Source organism: Bacillus sp. DX3.1 (assembly GCF_030292155.1).
GTDB lineage: Bacteria > Bacillota > Bacilli > Bacillales > Bacillaceae_G > Bacillus_A.
In genome coordinates this window covers 940,394-957,833 of record NZ_CP128153.1, presented here as the reverse complement: position 1 = coordinate 957,833, position 17,440 = coordinate 940,394, and the positions used below count along the sequence as shown (strand labels likewise).

Annotated in this window: 17 protein-coding genes and 3 pseudogenes; 4 read left to right on the top strand and 16 right to left on the bottom strand. The window is 38.5% G+C overall.

Going from position 1 to position 17,440, the window contains the following annotated elements; genetic code table 11:
* Positions 1-16: 16 nt before the first annotated feature.
* Together QRE67_RS04705 and QRE67_RS04700 are read right to left on the bottom strand one after the other, a co-directional pair.
* Entirely contained in the window at positions 17-970 is a 954-nt protein-coding gene (locus QRE67_RS04705) for a TRM11 family SAM-dependent methyltransferase (RefSeq protein ID WP_286123758.1), read from the bottom strand.
* Between the two features lie 150 nt (positions 971-1,120).
* Positions 1,121-1,477 (bottom strand): nucleotide excision repair endonuclease, encoded by a 357-nt coding sequence (locus QRE67_RS04700; RefSeq protein ID WP_286123757.1) that lies wholly within the window; start codon positions 1,475-1,477, stop codon positions 1,121-1,123.
* 475 nt (positions 1,478-1,952) lie between these two features.
* On the opposite strand from QRE67_RS04700, the gene QRE67_RS04695 reads away from it, so the two are divergent.
* Positions 1,953-2,243, top strand: a complete 291-nt coding sequence (locus QRE67_RS04695; protein ID WP_286123756.1) for a hypothetical protein — start codon at positions 1,953-1,955, stop codon at positions 2,241-2,243.
* A gap of 805 nt (positions 2,244-3,048) precedes the next feature.
* On the opposite strand, the gene QRE67_RS04690 is transcribed toward QRE67_RS04695, so the two are convergent.
* The 5 genes from QRE67_RS04690 to QRE67_RS04670 form a co-directional block, all read right to left on the bottom strand.
* Positions 3,049-3,171 carry a YjcZ family sporulation protein gene (locus tag QRE67_RS04690; protein WP_286123755.1) on the bottom strand — a complete coding sequence of 41 codons (123 nt, stop codon included), beginning with the start codon at positions 3,169-3,171 and terminating at the stop codon, positions 3,049-3,051.
* 520 nt (positions 3,172-3,691) lie between these two features.
* Positions 3,692-4,741: a M42 family metallopeptidase gene (locus QRE67_RS04685; protein WP_286123754.1), complete on the bottom strand. Its 1,050-nt coding sequence runs from the start codon at positions 4,739-4,741 to the stop codon at positions 3,692-3,694.
* A 99-nt stretch (positions 4,742-4,840) separates the two neighbouring features.
* On the bottom strand, positions 4,841-5,167 hold the full coding sequence (locus QRE67_RS04680; protein WP_286123753.1) for a nucleoside triphosphate pyrophosphohydrolase: 327 nt from the start codon (positions 5,165-5,167) through the stop codon (positions 4,841-4,843).
* Between the two features lie 56 nt (positions 5,168-5,223).
* Positions 5,224-5,559 (bottom strand): YjcN family protein, encoded by a 336-nt coding sequence (locus QRE67_RS04675; protein WP_286123752.1) that lies wholly within the window; start codon positions 5,557-5,559, stop codon positions 5,224-5,226.
* A 61-nt stretch (positions 5,560-5,620) separates the two neighbouring features.
* Positions 5,621-6,409, bottom strand: a complete 789-nt coding sequence (locus tag QRE67_RS04670; RefSeq protein WP_286123751.1) for an enoyl-CoA hydratase — start codon at positions 6,407-6,409, stop codon at positions 5,621-5,623.
* Between the two features lie 901 nt (positions 6,410-7,310).
* Between QRE67_RS04670 and secA2 the strand changes: the two are divergent.
* Positions 7,311-7,553, top strand: a pseudogene (gene secA2 / locus QRE67_RS04665) (accessory Sec system translocase SecA2); the annotation flags it as partial.
* Between the two features lie 238 nt (positions 7,554-7,791).
* Here secA2 and QRE67_RS04660 read toward each other — a convergent pair.
* Positions 7,792-9,264: a SulP family inorganic anion transporter gene (locus QRE67_RS04660; protein ID WP_286123750.1), complete on the bottom strand. Its 1,473-nt coding sequence runs from the start codon at positions 9,262-9,264 to the stop codon at positions 7,792-7,794.
* 203 nt (positions 9,265-9,467) lie between these two features.
* On the opposite strand from QRE67_RS04660, the gene QRE67_RS04655 reads away from it, so the two are divergent.
* Positions 9,468-9,938 carry a hypothetical protein gene (locus QRE67_RS04655; RefSeq protein WP_286123749.1) on the top strand — a complete coding sequence of 157 codons (471 nt, stop codon included), beginning with the start codon at positions 9,468-9,470 and terminating at the stop codon, positions 9,936-9,938.
* 294 nt (positions 9,939-10,232) lie between these two features.
* On the opposite strand, the pseudogene QRE67_RS04650 reads toward QRE67_RS04655, so the two are convergent.
* From QRE67_RS04650 to QRE67_RS04625, 6 genes and pseudogenes are all read right to left on the bottom strand, one after another.
* Positions 10,233-10,481, bottom strand: a pseudogene (locus QRE67_RS04650) (Tn3 family transposase); the annotation flags it as partial.
* Entirely contained in the window at positions 10,441-10,533 is a 93-nt protein-coding gene (locus tag QRE67_RS04645) for a carboxymuconolactone decarboxylase family protein (RefSeq protein ID WP_286125185.1), read from the bottom strand. The gene QRE67_RS04645 and the pseudogene QRE67_RS04650, both read right to left, overlap by 41 nt.
* A gap of 64 nt (positions 10,534-10,597) precedes the next feature.
* The gene (locus QRE67_RS04640) at positions 10,598-11,347 is read right to left on the bottom strand and encodes an ABC transporter permease (RefSeq protein WP_286123748.1); all 750 of its coding nucleotides are present in this window, start codon (positions 11,345-11,347) and stop codon (positions 10,598-10,600) included.
* Positions 11,348-12,109, bottom strand: coding sequence for an ABC transporter ATP-binding protein (locus QRE67_RS04635; protein WP_286123747.1), 762 nt, complete (start codon positions 12,107-12,109; stop codon positions 11,348-11,350). It lies immediately after the preceding gene.
* 171 nt (positions 12,110-12,280) lie between these two features.
* Positions 12,281-12,625, bottom strand: coding sequence for a DUF1048 domain-containing protein (locus tag QRE67_RS04630; RefSeq protein ID WP_286123746.1), 345 nt, complete (start codon positions 12,623-12,625; stop codon positions 12,281-12,283).
* 71 nt (positions 12,626-12,696) lie between these two features.
* Entirely contained in the window at positions 12,697-13,017 is a 321-nt protein-coding gene (locus tag QRE67_RS04625) for a PadR family transcriptional regulator (RefSeq protein WP_286123745.1), read from the bottom strand.
* A gap of 451 nt (positions 13,018-13,468) precedes the next feature.
* Between QRE67_RS04625 and QRE67_RS04620 the strand changes: the two are divergent.
* A pseudogene (locus tag QRE67_RS04620) lies at positions 13,469-13,561 on the top strand (class I SAM-dependent methyltransferase); the annotation flags it as partial.
* Between the two features lie 578 nt (positions 13,562-14,139).
* On the opposite strand, the gene QRE67_RS04615 reads toward QRE67_RS04620, so the two are convergent.
* Positions 14,140-15,696, bottom strand: a complete 1,557-nt coding sequence (locus tag QRE67_RS04615; protein WP_286123744.1) for a fatty acid--CoA ligase — start codon at positions 15,694-15,696, stop codon at positions 14,140-14,142.
* 247 nt (positions 15,697-15,943) lie between these two features.
* On the bottom strand, positions 15,944-17,434 hold the full coding sequence (locus tag QRE67_RS04610) for a coproporphyrinogen III oxidase (RefSeq protein WP_286123743.1): 1,491 nt from the start codon (positions 17,432-17,434) through the stop codon (positions 15,944-15,946).
* Between the last annotated feature and the right edge of the window lie 6 nt (positions 17,435-17,440).

The window sequence follows — 17,440 nt, the reverse complement described above, 5'->3', positions numbered from 1 at the left end:
GTCTTCCCTTACTTCCCTATTCACAAACAAGAATTTGCCGAGAAAATTTCCCTTTTTTAGCTACACAGCGGTCTGTGATTTCAAATCCAACTTCTTCGATCATGTGATCCATTGTTTCGATGGTTACAACAATCACTTTTTTCGCGAAACGGCGCGCGTGCTTGAGAATCGAGAACTGATCTTCTGGTGTTGCATGTGTAAATAGATTGTACGGCATATCGATAATCGCTACATCGTAGTTTGTTGTGACTTCTGCGATAGGTCCTACCGTTACGTCTCCTTCGAACCCGAAATGTGCAATGTTCTCTCTTGATCCGATTACGACAAGAGGGTTTATATCACGGCCGACGATGTCAATGCCCATAGAGAGTGCTTCCACCAATACCGTTCCAATGCCACAGCATGGATCAATCGCCCTGACTCCATCAGGATTTGGAACAGCGATATTCGCAACCGCTCTCGCTACACGTGTGCTCAGTGACGTAGAATAGCTGCGTGGTTTTTTCACGTGATGAAACCAAACAGCTTCGCTTTCAATATATGTTCCGAAATACCAACGTCCCCCAAGAGTAACTATGCCAAATACACGCTCTGGATGATGCACATCAGCTTCACCTTCAATATGCATGCCGATGTCTCGCTCAATTACACGTCGTTCCCCATATTCTATTTTTTCCGATTCATCGAGATCATTAATTTTAACGAAGATGACTTTGAACGTTGATCCAGACAAATCAATCTGTTCTACTTGCTTCAAAATATCTGACAAGTCATCTCCTTCGTACATCACTTCAATCCGCTCTTTAATAAACGGGCTTCGGCTCGGATCGATTTTAGTTGTACTTTTCAAAATGTTAAATTGAGACTCGACTCCAAAAAGCGAGCGCATCTCCATGTAACATAAAGAGCGTTCATCCTCGCGGAATGCATACGTATATATAAACGCCGGTGTTCGGCTATGATTATCCAATCTATTCCCATCCTTTATCGTATCAAATTGTTCTTTCTCTCAAACGATATCCGTATCATTGTGCAACGTAACGTTGCAAGCGGTAAAAAAGGACTAATAAGCCGAGGCAAGGTTGTCTCATTTTATTAGTCCTTTTTTATGAGCTTTTACTTATTTAAAGAACACTTTGTCTACATTATATTTCGACTTTTGTTTATTAGCGATATATGTTTCATAAATTTCTCTTTCCATCGCGTTTTCTACAAGACAAACATCAATTTTGCTTACAGCATCTCTATGGTCTTTGATTACTGATACAGTATCTTCAAAATGTTTTTTAATTCTTGGTCTTAATTTTCTTGCCTTACCAACAAACATTAATTCATTCTTGTTGTTATAAAACATAAAGATTCCACCTTTATCTCTAGGAATTAGGTGAAAATCAGTAAACCCATACATATTACTTAGTTCCGGATCTTTCTGTTTCGTAATTGTAATATCAGGTCTAGGTATTTTAATTGTAATCACTATCACTCACGTCCTCTTTCTATATAAAGTTAAATGATATCACAGGCTTCAAATAAAATCTATTATAGCTTCCCTCTTCATTGTTGACTTGTTATTGCAAACTAAAACTTATGTATCCAATACACTTGGCGCTCTTATTCCTAATGGCTCTAGTGCAAAAACCTCAAGTCACTTGCAAGTAATCTCTAAAACTTGAAAAATACTGCTACTACTACTCTAAAAAAGCATGTAAGATGTTTGATAATATGTTTACTATTTCTTACATAATTAGTGAAGTGGTTTATGTAGATTTTGAATAATATGGTAAAATGAGTAGTGTTAGGGAGGGATATGTTTATGATTTTTACACCTAAAAAGAGTGGTATTTTGTTTCAATATTGTTTTTTAGGTGGGTAAGTGATAAACTTTTCCCTATTTCTAAAACTTATTTTACCAATCAGATATAATATGTGAAATTTTAAAGAGGGGATAGTGTATGGATAGATATAAGGGGAATGGTTGGATAGTCTTTATTGTAATCATTGCATTAATATTTTCACCAATTGGGTTATGGTTTACTTTCAAGGCAACAATCAAGATGATTGATATGTGGATTGCTTATACTAATTTTGGGGTAAACGTATTAGGTTTAAAAGAGGAATCATTTTTAACATTCCTTTATGATTTTTCTCCTATTTTATTGTTCTGGCTATTTTCATTGTTGTTCTGGAAATTTTTATGGAAAATAGAGAAAAAATTAGAAAAAAGAAATAAAGAAACGATATGATCAGGAAAACCCTCTGTTAAAAATGTCTTTTTCAATTTTACTGTTTTGCTAGTAGATCATTCATGTAATAGGATCAAGGTGAGCATACAAAGTGTTCAACTTTTGAGCCCTACTTAATTGTGGGGCTTTTTGTATCAAAGACAAAAAACACTCAAATGAGTGCTTTTTGTTGAGAGCTCATGACCTTGGGAGAATCATGATTTGAGTCAAAGGATTTGATTAGGGATAAATCAAGAAACAAGAAAGCCTCTTCATAAATAACGTTATCATTAATGGGATATATAGTAAATTGATAATCTTTATACGGAAAATTGCTAATGTTTAGTATAGATATTTTTCACTATGGTTATAGAGAAAACTCTTTTTTTAGTGGGGTAATACTATAAAACTGCGTATACAGAGAACAATTATTATGCGTATATAAATCCATTTTGATTTTTCGACATATAAGCCGCGGCTATGGATAACAAAATGTGACCTACACTCGTTTTCTCTCTTTGTTTTCACTTCGCATGGGCAGGAAAAGGATCTGACCGCTTCTATGCATGGCCGGATGCTCTCTCCCACCTAAAAAGAAGGGGTTTATGTCGGTTTTTTAATTTGTATTTATCCCGCATTAACGGGCAGTAAAACCCCCACCTCAAGATTCAGAGAGAAACAAAGAAGATAGGTGGAGGATAACTGCCCGTAAAAGCCCGATTGGTTCAACTAATTATCAGTGTGGGATGAAGAAAACCCCCACTGATAAAAGTTTCACTTTATATATACAAAAAAAGACACTCGAGATGAGTGCCTTTTTTCTTGGTTAGTATCCGAATCCTCCACCGCCGCCCCAACAACTACATCCAATAATGATTAACAGGATGAATAGCACGATCAGTAAAGCAAATCCTCCACCGAAGCCATCGCAACCAACTCCACGACCCATATTATTCCCTCCTTTTCATAAGGAGATAAAACCAGTGAGTAATTGACTGTTTAACGGATTTACATTACTTTATGTTTTTCAATGAGAAGTGAGCAGGTCCTTTAGAAAATAAAGAAAAAACGGAGTTAATCCGCCTTTCCTTATTGTTGTTATTTGTTTTATTGATTTCAATACATGGTTCTGGTGCAAAAAATTCAGGACAATTACAATGAATCCTTAAATCCTGTACATACTGATACTATTAATCTAAAAAGGAGAGTGATCAGTATGTAAATACCAATCACTCTCCTCGTTCATCATTCTATACTATATAAATCCATTTTGATTTTTCGACATATAAGCCGCGGCTATGGATAACAAAAGGTGACCTGCACTCGTTTTCTCTTTTTGTTTTCACTTCGCATGGGGCAGGAAAAGGATCTGACCGCTTCTATGCATGAACGGATGCTCTCTCCCACCTAAAAAGAAGGGTTTTCTGTCGGTTTTTTAATTTGTATTTATATAAAACGCGATTCACCTATTATTCTTCAATTAATGCAGACAATACATACGCAAACACAAGTGCCTCTGTATGTGCAATTGAAGTCTCATGTGTACGCTCAAATGCATGAGAAGAATCAATGCCTGCACCGATTAATCCGTGTTTCACATCCACGCCAGCACGGATTGCTGCGGATGCATCGGATCCGTAGTATGGGTAAATGTCTACTTTGTACTCAATATTGTTTGCTTTCGCAAGTTCAACTAAATGTTTGCGTAAGCCATAGTGATATGGACCGCTAGAGTCTTTCGCACAGATGGATACTGTGTACTCGTCTGATGCTTGTCCATCTCCAAGTGCTCCCATATCAACTGCGATGTATTCCACTGTTTCTTCTGGGATATTAGAGTTACCACCATAACCAATTTCTTCATTATTAGAGATTAAGAAATGTGCTGTATATGGCAATGTGATGTTTTCGTCTTGTAATCTTTTAATTAATTTTAGTAAGATTGCCACGCTTACTTTGTCATCTAGATGGCGTGATTTTATGTAGCCGCTCTCTGTAATTTGAACGCGCGGGTCAAATGAGACGAAATCGCCTACTTCAATACCTAGTTCACGAACTTCATCCGCTGAAGATACACGCTCGTCGATACGAACTTCAATATTCTTTTCGTCGCGTTTCGCTTCACCAGCATCTTTGTATACGTGGACGGATGTTTGATGCATTAAGATTGTGCCTGTATATGTTTTTCCGCCAGATGTTTCGATTTCACAATATTCTCCTTCGACAGAGTTCCAGCGAAATCCGCCAATCATCGATAAACGCAAACGGCCATCCTCTTTAATTTCTTTTACCATTGCACCTAACGTATCAACGTGAGCCGTTAATAGACGGTGCTGTGCGTCGTTCTTTCCTTTTAATGTAAGGATTAAACCGCCTTTATTGTTACGCTTCGTTTCTACATTCCATTCTTTTACGTAGTTTTCAATGAAGTTAATGATTTTCGTTGTGTTTCCAGACGGACTTGGAATGGAAACAAGCTGCCTAATCAGTTCCATCGTTTCTTTTGCATGATGTGCCAATGTAGTTCCCCCTACTTTATTTTTCTAATATTCAGTATACCGGAATCACTAGAAAACCTCCACTTATAACGATGGAGGTTTTGTATACAATCTATCAAACTATTCCTCAGAAACATCCATCAAGTAGATTCCTCTTTGAAACCCACCTCTGTCCGCTTCTTTTTGTTTGCGGATACGTTCTACATCAGCAAATGTTGCCCCTTCTGCACGCGCGAGTGCCATAATAACTTCTAGCGCATCTGCAAGTGAATCTAACGCATGCTCACGGTCTTTCATAGAAGCGAACTCACGAATTTCTTCCGTTCCGATTTTTGATAACGCTTGTATGTATGCTTGACCCGTTAGTTTTTTCGATGTATATGTTTTTCCAGACATTAAAATCTTTTCTGGAACACGATCTCTGACTAGCTTATTATAAGTTGACATAGTTCTACCTCCACCAAAATATCATACTTATACTATAGCATATCTTCTTTCTATATTTAGTAGCATCCTAGCTCTGCTTTATAGAATAACCACTGCTTCCTCACACATGCACTGATCATATCAATTCCTGTTCCATGCGCTTGTACGTGCGGAAAAAAATAGTGTTCTGGTTCATTATTCTCCTCCCCGTACAATGTTTGATAAGCTGCAGGTACTGCTTCTTTCTGTAGATTTCTTTCCTTTGTTATTTCTCCTTTCACAGCGACACTTGGATGCCCTTCAAAAAATAATGCTGTACGAACTGCAAGAGTTGGTGTGCTATGCAAACCGAAATAGATAAATATGAATGAACTAATAATAAATATAATTCTTCTTTTGCTTTCTTTCTTCATCTCTTCCCTCGTTATCTAAAAAAGTGCTAACACTTATGATCGTGTTAACACCTTCTCCCTATTATTCCCCTTTAAACGCCGGTAAACGCTTCTCTAAAAATGCAGCAATTCCCTCTTTATGATCGGCTGTTTTTCTCATCGCAAATTGTCCGCGTTTTTCAAGCTGCAACGTTTGCTCTAAATTAGAACGATTGGCTTCGCATAAGATTTGTTTCGTTTGAATCATCGCTTGAATTGGCTTTTGTAACCATTCATTGATTTTCTGTTTTACAGCACCTTGGAAGTTTTCACCGATTACTTCGTCAATTAAACCGAGCTCTAGCGCTTCGCTTGCAGAAAGCTTCTTCCCTTCCCAAATGAGTTGTTTCGCCTTATTTTCACCGAGGCGTTTTTGTAAGAAGTAATGACCACCACCATCTGGAATTAAAGCGATTCCAATAAAGTTCATTGCAATGATAGATGAATGATCTGCCAACACGTAATCAGCCGTTAAAGCGATGCTCAGGCCAAGTCCTGCTGTTGGTCCATGAATCGCACTAATAACAAGCTTCGGCATCGTATATAATGTCACAACAATTTCAGAAATGGTGTTCATGATACCATCAAAGCGGCTTTCATCATTGCTGGAAAGCATCGATTTAATATCTCCACCTGCAGAAAAGCCACGACCATTCCCGCACAATACAACGACATGTACGGAGCTTTCTGCTACTTCTTTCAGTTTTGCTAATAGTTCTTGCATTGTAGGTTCATCTAACGCATTTAACACCTCTGGACGATTAATCATAATCGTCGCTACTCGCCCTTCATATTGTACAACTACAGATTCTGTTTTACTTGTTACTTCCATTATATATATTCCTCTCCCTCTTCTAAAGATTATACTTATATAATTATAGAAAGGAGTTACAAAATCCTTCTTTTTTCTTAATTTTCTGTCTAATAGACTTAGAAATTTACATATTTCCTATTATAATGCAAGAAAACAACTGCTTTTTCTAGAATATACTACGGGATTCCAACAATTTTAGCAATGTAAGACAGTATTATGGTTGGAACAAATAGACAACATGTTTCACAATCTTATAGAATTATAGGAGATTATCTAACTTAAGGATGTGAGTTTTTTGCTAGAATTGACATCAATTCTGAAGTATATACTACGAAGTATAGTTTTCATCCTGTACTTTCCTTTTTATCTTGCTTTACAAATTTTAAAATTCATCTGGACCTATGTAGTCACCTTACCAGTTCAATGGCTATGGAATACATTCATCCACCCTATTCTTCAGTGGATATGGATTTCACTCTTGAAGCCAATTTGGCACTATCTATTTAAGATTCCTTTTTGCTGGTTGTGGTTCCATGTCCTACTTCCTATCTGTATGTACGCTTGGAATAAGATTTTAGTTCCACTTGTTCACTTTGTTTGGCATAACCTTCTATTTCCCTTTCTATACTACATCATTTACTATCCTTTATTCTTATTATGGAGATATGGGCTACGCTGGTTTTATACAGAGGTGATTCTACCAGTTCTAAACTATTGTAGAATTGCAGTAACCATTCTGTTTAAAGGAATCAAATGGCTGTGGGTTTATCTTATATTTCATCCTATCCGCTGGCTTTGGAAGTTTTTCATATACATACCTGTCCGTTGGATTTATATAGAAATTATTAGACCAATCATACACTGGTTTAAAAAACTATTTTCCTAAGCAATGAGGCTATTTTCAGTAAGAGGGATATAAATATTCGTTCAAAAAATATTAGGGGATTCACCAAAGCGTAAGCTTAAAAAATATGAACTACTTGTTGATGAGATTAATGCACTTGAACCACAAATATAAGCACTATCTGACAAGGCATTGCACCCAAAAACTGCTAGTTTCAATGAGATGCTTCAAAATGGGAACACAATTGACGATACAAAAGTAGAAGCATTTGCTGTCGTACGTGAAACCGCGAAGCTTGTACTCGGATTACAACAGTATCAACAGGGAGATCCAACACGTATTTATCAAAAAGAAGATCTCGAAATTTTCTTCTATACATACAGCAAATTTGAAAAAGAAATGTGTTTATATATCGCACGTCATTTAATCGTTCCGCAAAATGCATAATGAGTTAAAAAAGCAAAGAAAGGGAAGGATACGTTGGACTTTTATCCTCCCTTCTGTTTGAAAAAAAGCGCCTTCCTTTGCAGATTGACGCTTTATTCCTATTACAATTCTACTGTTCTTTCACCATTTGTAACTTTTCACGCTGTCCCTCATTTGCCAACGTAAGAAGCGTCTTTTTAATATGCGGCTGTACATGTTCGAGTGTTACACTTGTCCCTGTTTTCTCCGAATGATCGACAAAGTTTAATAGTGCCATCGCTCCTGAAGCATCCATATAATGTACATCCTTCAAACGCAATGTCATATGTGATTTTGCTTCTTGTAGTGAAGCAAAAATACGATCGACAGATAAAAAGGAAAGTGGTCCTTGAATCACATACGTTGCATCTTTTTCTTTTATAATAGAAGCTTTTCGTTCTTTACACTGCACAACATACAAGACGAAGGAAAGAAGAATTCCAAATGCAACAGCAATCATTAAATCAAATTTCACCGTAATAATCATTGTTAAAAGCATCACAATCACATCACCTTTTGGTGCCACATGCATTTTCTTCATGCTGTCCCAATCAAACATTCCGATACCTGTTAAAATTAAAATACCTGACAATACTGCAAGTGGAATATATTGTACAACAGCGCCGAGTCCCATAATAAAGACAAATAAAATGACACTATGCATAGAAGCTGATAATGCTGTTTTTCCGCCGCTTTTTATATTCACAATCGATCTTACTGTTGCACCTGCCCCTGCTAAACCTCCAAATAAGCCGCTAACAATATTCCCTAACCCTTGACCAATGAGCTCTTTATTACTTTTATGACGTGTGCCTGTTACATTGTCCATAACAACGGATGTTAACAAAGAGTCAATGGAGCCTAATAATGCGATGCTAAGCGCCGGGAGGATAAGTTCAAGTACGGAATATTCGCTAAAAGTTGGGAGATGAAGAGAAGGTATCGCTTCCGGGATTTCTCCAATTTTTTCAATCATTTTATTAAGAGAAATCGTTCCCATAAACGGTAACTGAATGGTAAGCCCCTCTAGTAAATGAGAAAATAATGGTAATGCAGCCGTTACCCCAACTAGTGCAACAAGGCTCGCTGGAATCGCCTTAATCCATTTCCCTGAAAGAAGCATAACGATGATTGTTAAAAGAACAAGTAAAAAGCTATTCTTTACATGCTTCATTTCACCTAAAATAATAATGAGTGCAATCCCGTTCATAAATCCCGAAACAACGGAATACGGAATATAGCGTATATAAGATCCTAGCTTACATACCCCAAATAAGATTTGAAACAAGCCAGCCATCATAAATGCGATAAAGCTCGCTTCTAATCCATAACTTGCGATAATGCCTGTCGCAATGACTGTAATTGGACCAGTTGGTCCTGTTACTTGCCCTGCTGTACCACCAAATAACGCTGCAAATAGTCCTGCAAAAATGGCACCATACAATCCAACCAAAGCACCTTCAGACGTTCCCGTCGCCGCAATCCCAAATGCAATTGCGAGTGGCATTGCGACAATCGCAACTGTAAAACCAGCTAAACATTCTTTTGCTATCTTTTGAATCATAAAAAAAACCACCTCTATATAATGTCCAAACTTCATTGTATCGAGAAAATATGAGTTCGTCACCGCTTTTCCATATAAACTCTTTACAGTATCGTGAAGAAAACGCGTTCATATTTAAAACTGATCACATATCTACCTTTGGAAATATAGATGACTGTGCTATAATGAACAAATTAAATCTCTTACTATATATCGGAGGCAATATGCTAACTTTTGAAGAAAAATTAACGATTATCGAATCTTTCCCACAATTAGAAAGAAAAAACGTATCACTAAAACGTGTAAACTTTCACTTTGAAGAAAGTCACTCAGATAAAAAGAACGTTGTATATCATTTACATCCGAATGGAAATGGCTTCGTATATGCTAGCGGAATTCGCGGCTATAAGACAGATGATAAAGGTATGGTCAACATCCGCGAATTTTCAGCAGACGAACTACGTTCATTAATTGAAAAATCTATCGAGCTTCTTTCTCAAGAACCAGAAGAAGAAATAGCACCAATTAAACCTGCTGCAGAAGAAGAGTGGCATAATGAAGATGGACATATCCTCACTCTTATGCAAGAAGATGATATGTGGAATGTATACGCTGGTGTAAACTTAGACGGCACATTTAATTCTTATCCAGAAGCTGCAGAGTATCTTGATGAAGAAGGATTCTCACGCAAGTAAAAAAAATGCCTTTCCAAATTTTTAACCATACTAAAATGATAATAGGATAGCATGTTCAATATAGAACATGCTATCCTATTTTTTATGTAAAATAGATAGAATAATCATATATTCAAAAAAATGTCTATTATATATATAATGTCATTATTTGCTGTAAAATGTGGGCTTGAGTATTATATTTGGGGTTCAGCCGAGATACGTGTAAAAACGGGTCATAGCCTTACTTTTATTTCCAGTCGATGACCCATTTTATGTTTATACCGGTATATTCTCCTCTACTGGTTGAGGGATGTTTTATAAATCGATGACATAATCACCAAAACGTTTAATGTGCCTTGTAAGGTATGGACTCAGCATAACAAGATCTTCTCGCGAAAACTTTTACCCTTCCTTCATGAGAGACCATAAAATTAGCGTTATATCAACAACATTCTGAAAAATAACAGCATTAGCAACGAGATCATTATATTTAATACGTTTTTCTTGTTCTTCCGGATCATTTTCAGAAATAACCCCATCTCCACCGAAAAAAAGCCATTTTGAGGGTTTCCATGATTTCATCGATGGTTGCCCCGGCATTTAAGCAGACTTCCATGTGGTAGCAAATGCATTCATCGCAGTGGCTGACTATGGATATGACTAATCCCATAATGGTGTACTTACCCTAACTGACGTTTAAATACTTTACTGGCGAAGAAGTAAGCAATGATCATGATGCCGACGCACCAGGCAAGCGCGATCCAGATACCGTTGCCAACAGACCCTTCATACAAGAGGGCACGAATCGTATTCACTATTGAAGTCACGGGCTGGTTCTCAGCGAACGCACGGACAATTTTAGGCATGGTTTCGGTGGGGACAAAGGCCGAACTGATAAACGGCAGGAAAATCAGCGGGTACGAGTAGGCTGTCGCTCCTTCCATAGACTTCGCTGTCAATCCGGGAATGACAGCTAGCCATGTCAGCGCCAGCGTAAACAGCCCGAGTATCCCAGCTACCGCGAGCCAATCCAGGATACCAGCGCTGGAACGGAAGCCCATCAAGAGGGCGACGAGGATAACAATCACGACAGTAAGCGCATTGGAAACAAGCGAGGTCAACACGTGAGCCCACAATACCGACGAGCGCTTGATGGGCATGGTAATGAAACGCGCCATCAGCCCGCTCTTTACATCCGTAAACAGCCGCAGTGAAGTGTAAGCGACGCCGGATGCGATAGCCATCAGCAAGATTCCCGGCAATAAATAATTGACGTAGTTGTCCGTGCCTGTCTTTATGGCGCCGCCAAATACGTAGACAAACAGCAGCATCATCATAATCGGCGTAATCGCCACCGTGATAATCGTATCCGGGCTGCGCATGATGTTGCGCATTAAACGTCCTAGTAATACCCCTGTTTTACTTTTCATTTACATCTCCTCCTTTTTGCCAATGATCGCGAGGAAAATTTCCTCCAATGTCGGCTGCTTCTCGATGTACTCCACTTTCGCTGGCGGGAACATCTCTTTGAGTTCGGTAAGGGTACCGGTCGTGATGATTTTTCCGCCATGCAGGATGGCGATACGGTCCGCCAGTTGTTCGGCTTCCTCCAGGTACTGGGTCGTCAGCAAGATGGTCGTGCCGCCGCCGGCAAGCTCCTTGACAGTATCCCAGACTTCAATCCGAGCTTCGGGGTCAAGCCCTGTCGTTGGTTCGTCGAGAAAAATGACTGCTGGCGTCCCGATCAGGCTCATGGCGATATCAAGCCGGCGCTTCATCCCGCCGGAATACTGGTCCGCCCGGCGGTTGGCCGCATCGTTCAGGCTGAATCTTGCAAGCAGATTGTCGGCGACTTGAGCGGGATTGGAAACTTCCCGCAACTTGGCGATCATCATCAAGTTTTCCCGTCCGGTGAGCATGCCGTCTAAAGCTGCGAACTGCCCTGTCAGGCTGATGCTCTGGCGAACATGATCCGGTTGACGCTGGACGTCAAAGCCGCAAATACCTACTTCGCCGCCATCGGGCTTCATCAGCGTCGAGAGGATGTTGACCGTCGTCGTCTTGCCCGCTCCATTTGAGCCCAGCAGTGCGAAAATTTCGCCACGCTGCACCTCAAAATCCACCCCCTTTAAGACTTCCTTGTCTTTAAAGGATTTTTTTAACCCTTTTACAGAAATCGCTGCATTGCTCATACTTTTTTCCTCCTTATAAAAAGCGCTTTGCGGAGCTAGATTGCCTATACTCTTCTATTCAGTCTGACTGATAATCTGTATAACTTACTACCGGGTTAAAAATATAACTGAATAGCGAAGGCGACAATTCACATTTGTAACCAGCTAATCAGTCGGTATTATCTATTGAATTTATTTTTTTCCCAATCGCTTCATGATACTCTGATTCAAATCTTCACGATACTTGGCGATATAGGTTTTAGCGTTTGCCACTAGTTCGTCGGCAAAGGACGCCACATCGTCCCCAGTGATTTCCAGCACTTGTCTGCCTTCCGCCGCACCGGATTCGAACAACTCGATTAATTCATACTGTATGTGCAGCATATCCATCCCGCTGCCCGCCGCTGAGAAATTCCACATGTAGTTTTGAATTTTCTTAAATACAAACTGGTAGTCCTCTGGCAGGGCTTCAACCCGTGCCATCATCATCTTGTATTCTTTTTTATCACCAATCATTTTTTTGAACATTTCCATCATGTTATTTTTCCTCCTTTTTTATAAAGCTGAACAAGACACTCCAAAAATATTGTACGGAATATCTTATGCAGCTAGATTGACTTCAAGACGTTGATTTTTGATGATACAAAATCCCATTTTCCCCAAAATAATTCAAGTTCCTGGCGACCAGCCTCATTAAGTGAGTAAAACTTGCGGGGCGGCCCCATATCTGACGGTTTCTTTTCTATATTCACAAGTTTTTTCTTTTCTAATCGCACGAGGATGGTATAGACCGTCCCTTCCACGACTTCGGTAAACCCAAGCTCGTTCAGGCGGCGGGTAATCTCGTAACCATAGGTTTCATGGCGGCTAATGATTTCCAGCACGCAGCCTTCCAGCGAACCTTTCAGCATTTCAGTTAAATTTTCCATGTTCAGATCCTCCTCTGCCTCCTCTATTTTGTCTGACTTATATTCAGTATAACAGAGTACTAAGGGAAATTTTTACTGAATAGCTTTTAGGAAATCACGCTATTCAGTATTACTTATTACATGTATATTGTAACACCGAGTAGAAGGTGTTACAATATTTTTCTTAAAAATATTTTTGCAACCTCACTATTCAGTGGTGTTGGTATCCAGTGTGACATATTACAGGTATATCGTAACACTCAGTAGATGAACTGTCAACTGGATTTTCTAAATATTTTTAAAACCAGCTATCCCCATTGGATACAGTCGATTTTCTTTATGGAGCTTTCACTTCCCCCTATGCCTCTTTCACAATGATTACACCGCGAATCATTCCCATCCAGCAGCTGTACATGTAGGTTCCCGGTTTCTCTGGTGTGAAAACGATGAGGTTTTCTCCTACTTCCAGTGACCAATTCCTTCTGAAGAAATGTTAAAGAGTATTCCCGAAATGAATGAAGAACTTCGTAGACCTATGTTCTTAATAATCTCAGCAGAAAAGTAAATGTTTATTATGCGTTCCTGCAAGATGTGGGGACGTTTTTCTTTTTGGGTTCACGGGAGCTTTAGTAAAATAACTGAGGATTATTAATGTAACTCCTTCGCGTTCTTAACTTTTCCACTATCGGGCGCGATTATGAAATAACTCTTAGATTTAAACGACTTTATTGTTATATTTTTAAGTGCGGTGAAGTAATCTACATCAAAAATTAAATAACTTTATTGTCACTCTACAAATAAAAAACCTTGATTTTTTTACACTGAGCAGAATAATCAAAGTTTTTACTTCCAAAAAATATCTTAGCCTATAAAATTCGTGTTTCTTTAATTTTTTTGTATATCGTAGATATGGAAAAAAAAGTAATCTTATGGCCCGTTTTTACACGTATCTCGGCTAAACCCCTATATTTAATTAAACTTTATTCAAAAGCTACATTTAATTAAATTGATTTTTTGATTAATTTAATTAAAAGCTCTCCTAACATGTTGTATATGTCTAATATGTTAGGAGAGTGATCTAATAACGATTATTATAAATTAGGTCTTGATAATTTTAAGGAAAGGCATTTTTTTTGCATTTTATTAGTTCTTCACACCTTTTAACGATTCTCGGAGTACAAATTTCTGCAACTTTCCACTCGCATTACGAGGGAGCTCATCGACAAATACGTAATGACGTGGGCGTTTATAGTCAGCAAGTTCATCGCTTTCTTTACAATATCTTTCTAAATCTTCTTCCGTTACATGTTCATCTTTCTTAACAATCACTGCAACAACACGCTCACCCCATAGTTCATCTGGTTCGCCAAGTACCGCAACGTCTAGTATGCCGTCATGACTATGTAAGAAATCTTCAATTTCACGTGGATAAATGTTCACCCCGCCACTAATAACCATATCATCAACGCGATCTGCTACATATAAATAGCCATCTTTATCTAAATAACCAAGGTCACCCGAGTGATACCAGCCTTTGTATAGAGACTTTGCGGTCGCTTCTTCACGATTGTGATACCCTGCCATCATAGATGGTCCACGTAAAATAATTTCTCCCACTTCATACGGTGGTAAAACATCATCTGGTTCTGCCGGTTCATCTTCATTTGGTTTTACGATACGAATTTCGTGGCTAAAACATAGTGTTCCCGCTGAGCCAGCTTTCGTAATTTGATCCTCTTCCACTAAGAATGCAACAACCGGCCCCATCTCCGTCATCCCATAAATTTGGACAAGGTCGATATGAAGACGCTCTTTACATTCTTTTACAAGCGCTGGTGCCATCGCAGCCCCGCCGTAAATTCCAATTTTCATCGACTGTAATTCGTATTGCGACAAATCTTCTTGTAACATCATATTCCACATTGTTGGTGCTGCAAAAAATGTTGTAATCTTTTCTTTCTCTATCGTATGTAAAACCGTTTTCGTATCAAAGTGATGTAAAATGATATTTTTCCCGCCAACTTGAATGCGCGGTAAAATACCTGCATTTAATTCACCGCAATGATATAACGGTGCTACTGCGAGTCCAACACTATGACGATTATATTTTAAGAAATACGTGCAAATCATACTATGCTCTGCCATTTCGCGATGACGGTGCAGCACCCCTTTCGGATGACCCGTCGTGCCGCTTGTATAGAGCATCGAACAATAGTCCATTTCTTCAATTTCAATGTCTACCGGTTCAGACGATGCAGCATTTACCTTTTCATGATAGGAAGTAGCATAGGAAGGGGCATCATCTTCAATATACCAAAAAGAACTGTTTGGGAAATCTCGTTCAATCGCTGCAACTACCTGCTCGACACTTTTTTCAAATACAACAACTTTGGAGGAGGCGTCTTGTAGAATGTAAGTTACTTCTTTTGCTTTTAAGCGGAAATTAATTGGATTGAATATCGCACCGATTTTGGCGCAAGCCAAGTAAACGTTTACAAATTCATGACAGTTGTATAAATAAACAGATACACAATCCCCTTTTCTCACGCCTTCTGCTAACAGTGCCTGTGCAGTTTTATTAACTTGTTCATCCCATTGTTTATATGTCCATCGAATATTCTTTTCTGGTTCGACCAATGCTTCTTTACTCGGATACTTCCCTACCGCTAAATCGAAAATTCTTCCAATGGTCATATACATATCAAAATATACCCCCTTAAATCTTTCATAAATCTATCATTTCGTGCATAAGCAGACATCTTCCTGCATATTTTTACCTTCATTTTCTGATTATTCTCGACATTGTTTTACAAATAAAATGAAACTTTCATCCGTAGGGGGTTCCATCTTCTCATGAATGATTCGTTAAACCAATCGGGCATCAACGAAATAAAAAAAGAGACTGATACCTAAAAGTCCACTATACGTGAACTTTTAGGTCAGCCTCTTAGGAGAATAACTCTTTTAAAATCTCGAGCTTATCTTCTGTATATTTAATATAACCATCATTATATGATTTCGGATCTTTCGGGTTTGCGAAGTGTGTAATCGCACCTGTTTGCGGATGAACAAATTTACTAGATGCACCGCAGCCAAGACCGATGATGGATTGTACTTCTTCCATAATTACGATATTATAAATACTTTCTTGCGATGGCATCGCGTAGCCAACGTTTTCTAAGTTACCTAAAATGTTCTTTTGGCGATATAGGTAATATGGCACGTAATTATGATTCTTCGTCCACTCTTCCGCTTCATGCATCATCGCTGTAATTTCTTCGCGGCCTGCCACTTTATATTTACGCTTATTCTGCGTCATTTCAGAAGCACGTTTGAATGATAGCGTATGAACTGTTAACGATTCCGGCATTAACTTTTCTGTTTCATCTAACGTATGTTTAAAGATGTCTAGACCTTCACCAGGAAGACCAATAATTAAGTCCATATTAATATTGTTCATGCCCATTTCACGAGCAAGATGGTATTTCTCAATCGTTTCTTCCACCGTATGATGACGTCCGATTGCTTTTAATGTTTCTTGATGATAGGACTGCGGATTAATACTGATGCGGTCAATATTCCATTTGTTTAACACTTCCAGTTTTGCTGGTGTGATTGTATCCGGACGACCCGCCTCAACTGTTACTTCACGCACCTCTTTCACATCAGGGAACGATTGATACATTTCTTCATACAGCATATCCATCTCTTCTGCTGTAATACTTGTCGGGGTACCGCCGCCGTAATAAATCGTTGTAACTTTTACCCCTTTTTCCTTTAAAAACTTACCTATTTCACGAACTTCATAGTGCAAACCGCCTAAGAAAGAATCAACAGATCCTTGGCGTCCATTAATCGCATAAGCCGGGAATGTACAATACGCACACTTTGTCGGACAAAACGGAATACCTATATAAATACTCACTTCTTCTTTCAAACGATATAAATCTGGAACAACCGCTAATTGACAGTCTACAATACGCTGCAGAAGTTCAATTTTTTCTTCATGAATTAAATAACTTTCACGAAGCTCTTTATGCGCTTCTTCTTTTGTCATACCATTTTGCAGCATTTTGTGAAGAAGTTTTGTTGGGCGTACTCCTGTTAAAATCCCCCAACTTTGCTCAAGTCCTGTTAGCTGCTGCAGAACAGATAGGTACACATAAGAAACAACGTGCTTTACTTGTTTCATACGTTCTTTTTCTTCTGTAAAGAAAGATAAATCTTTCGAAAACGTTTCTTCATATACATTTCCAGTTGCAACATCTGTTAAACGAGCAGACGCTGTTACATTTCCCTCTACATGTATATCAACAATAAGATTTGCGTCTTCTTTTTCAAATCCTATCGTACTTTCTTCAAAAAATAAGCCGCTAATATTTTGCAGCGGGCGTAAAAAACGATCATCTTGTAACGTTTTAATTGAAATTAACAACAATTATCA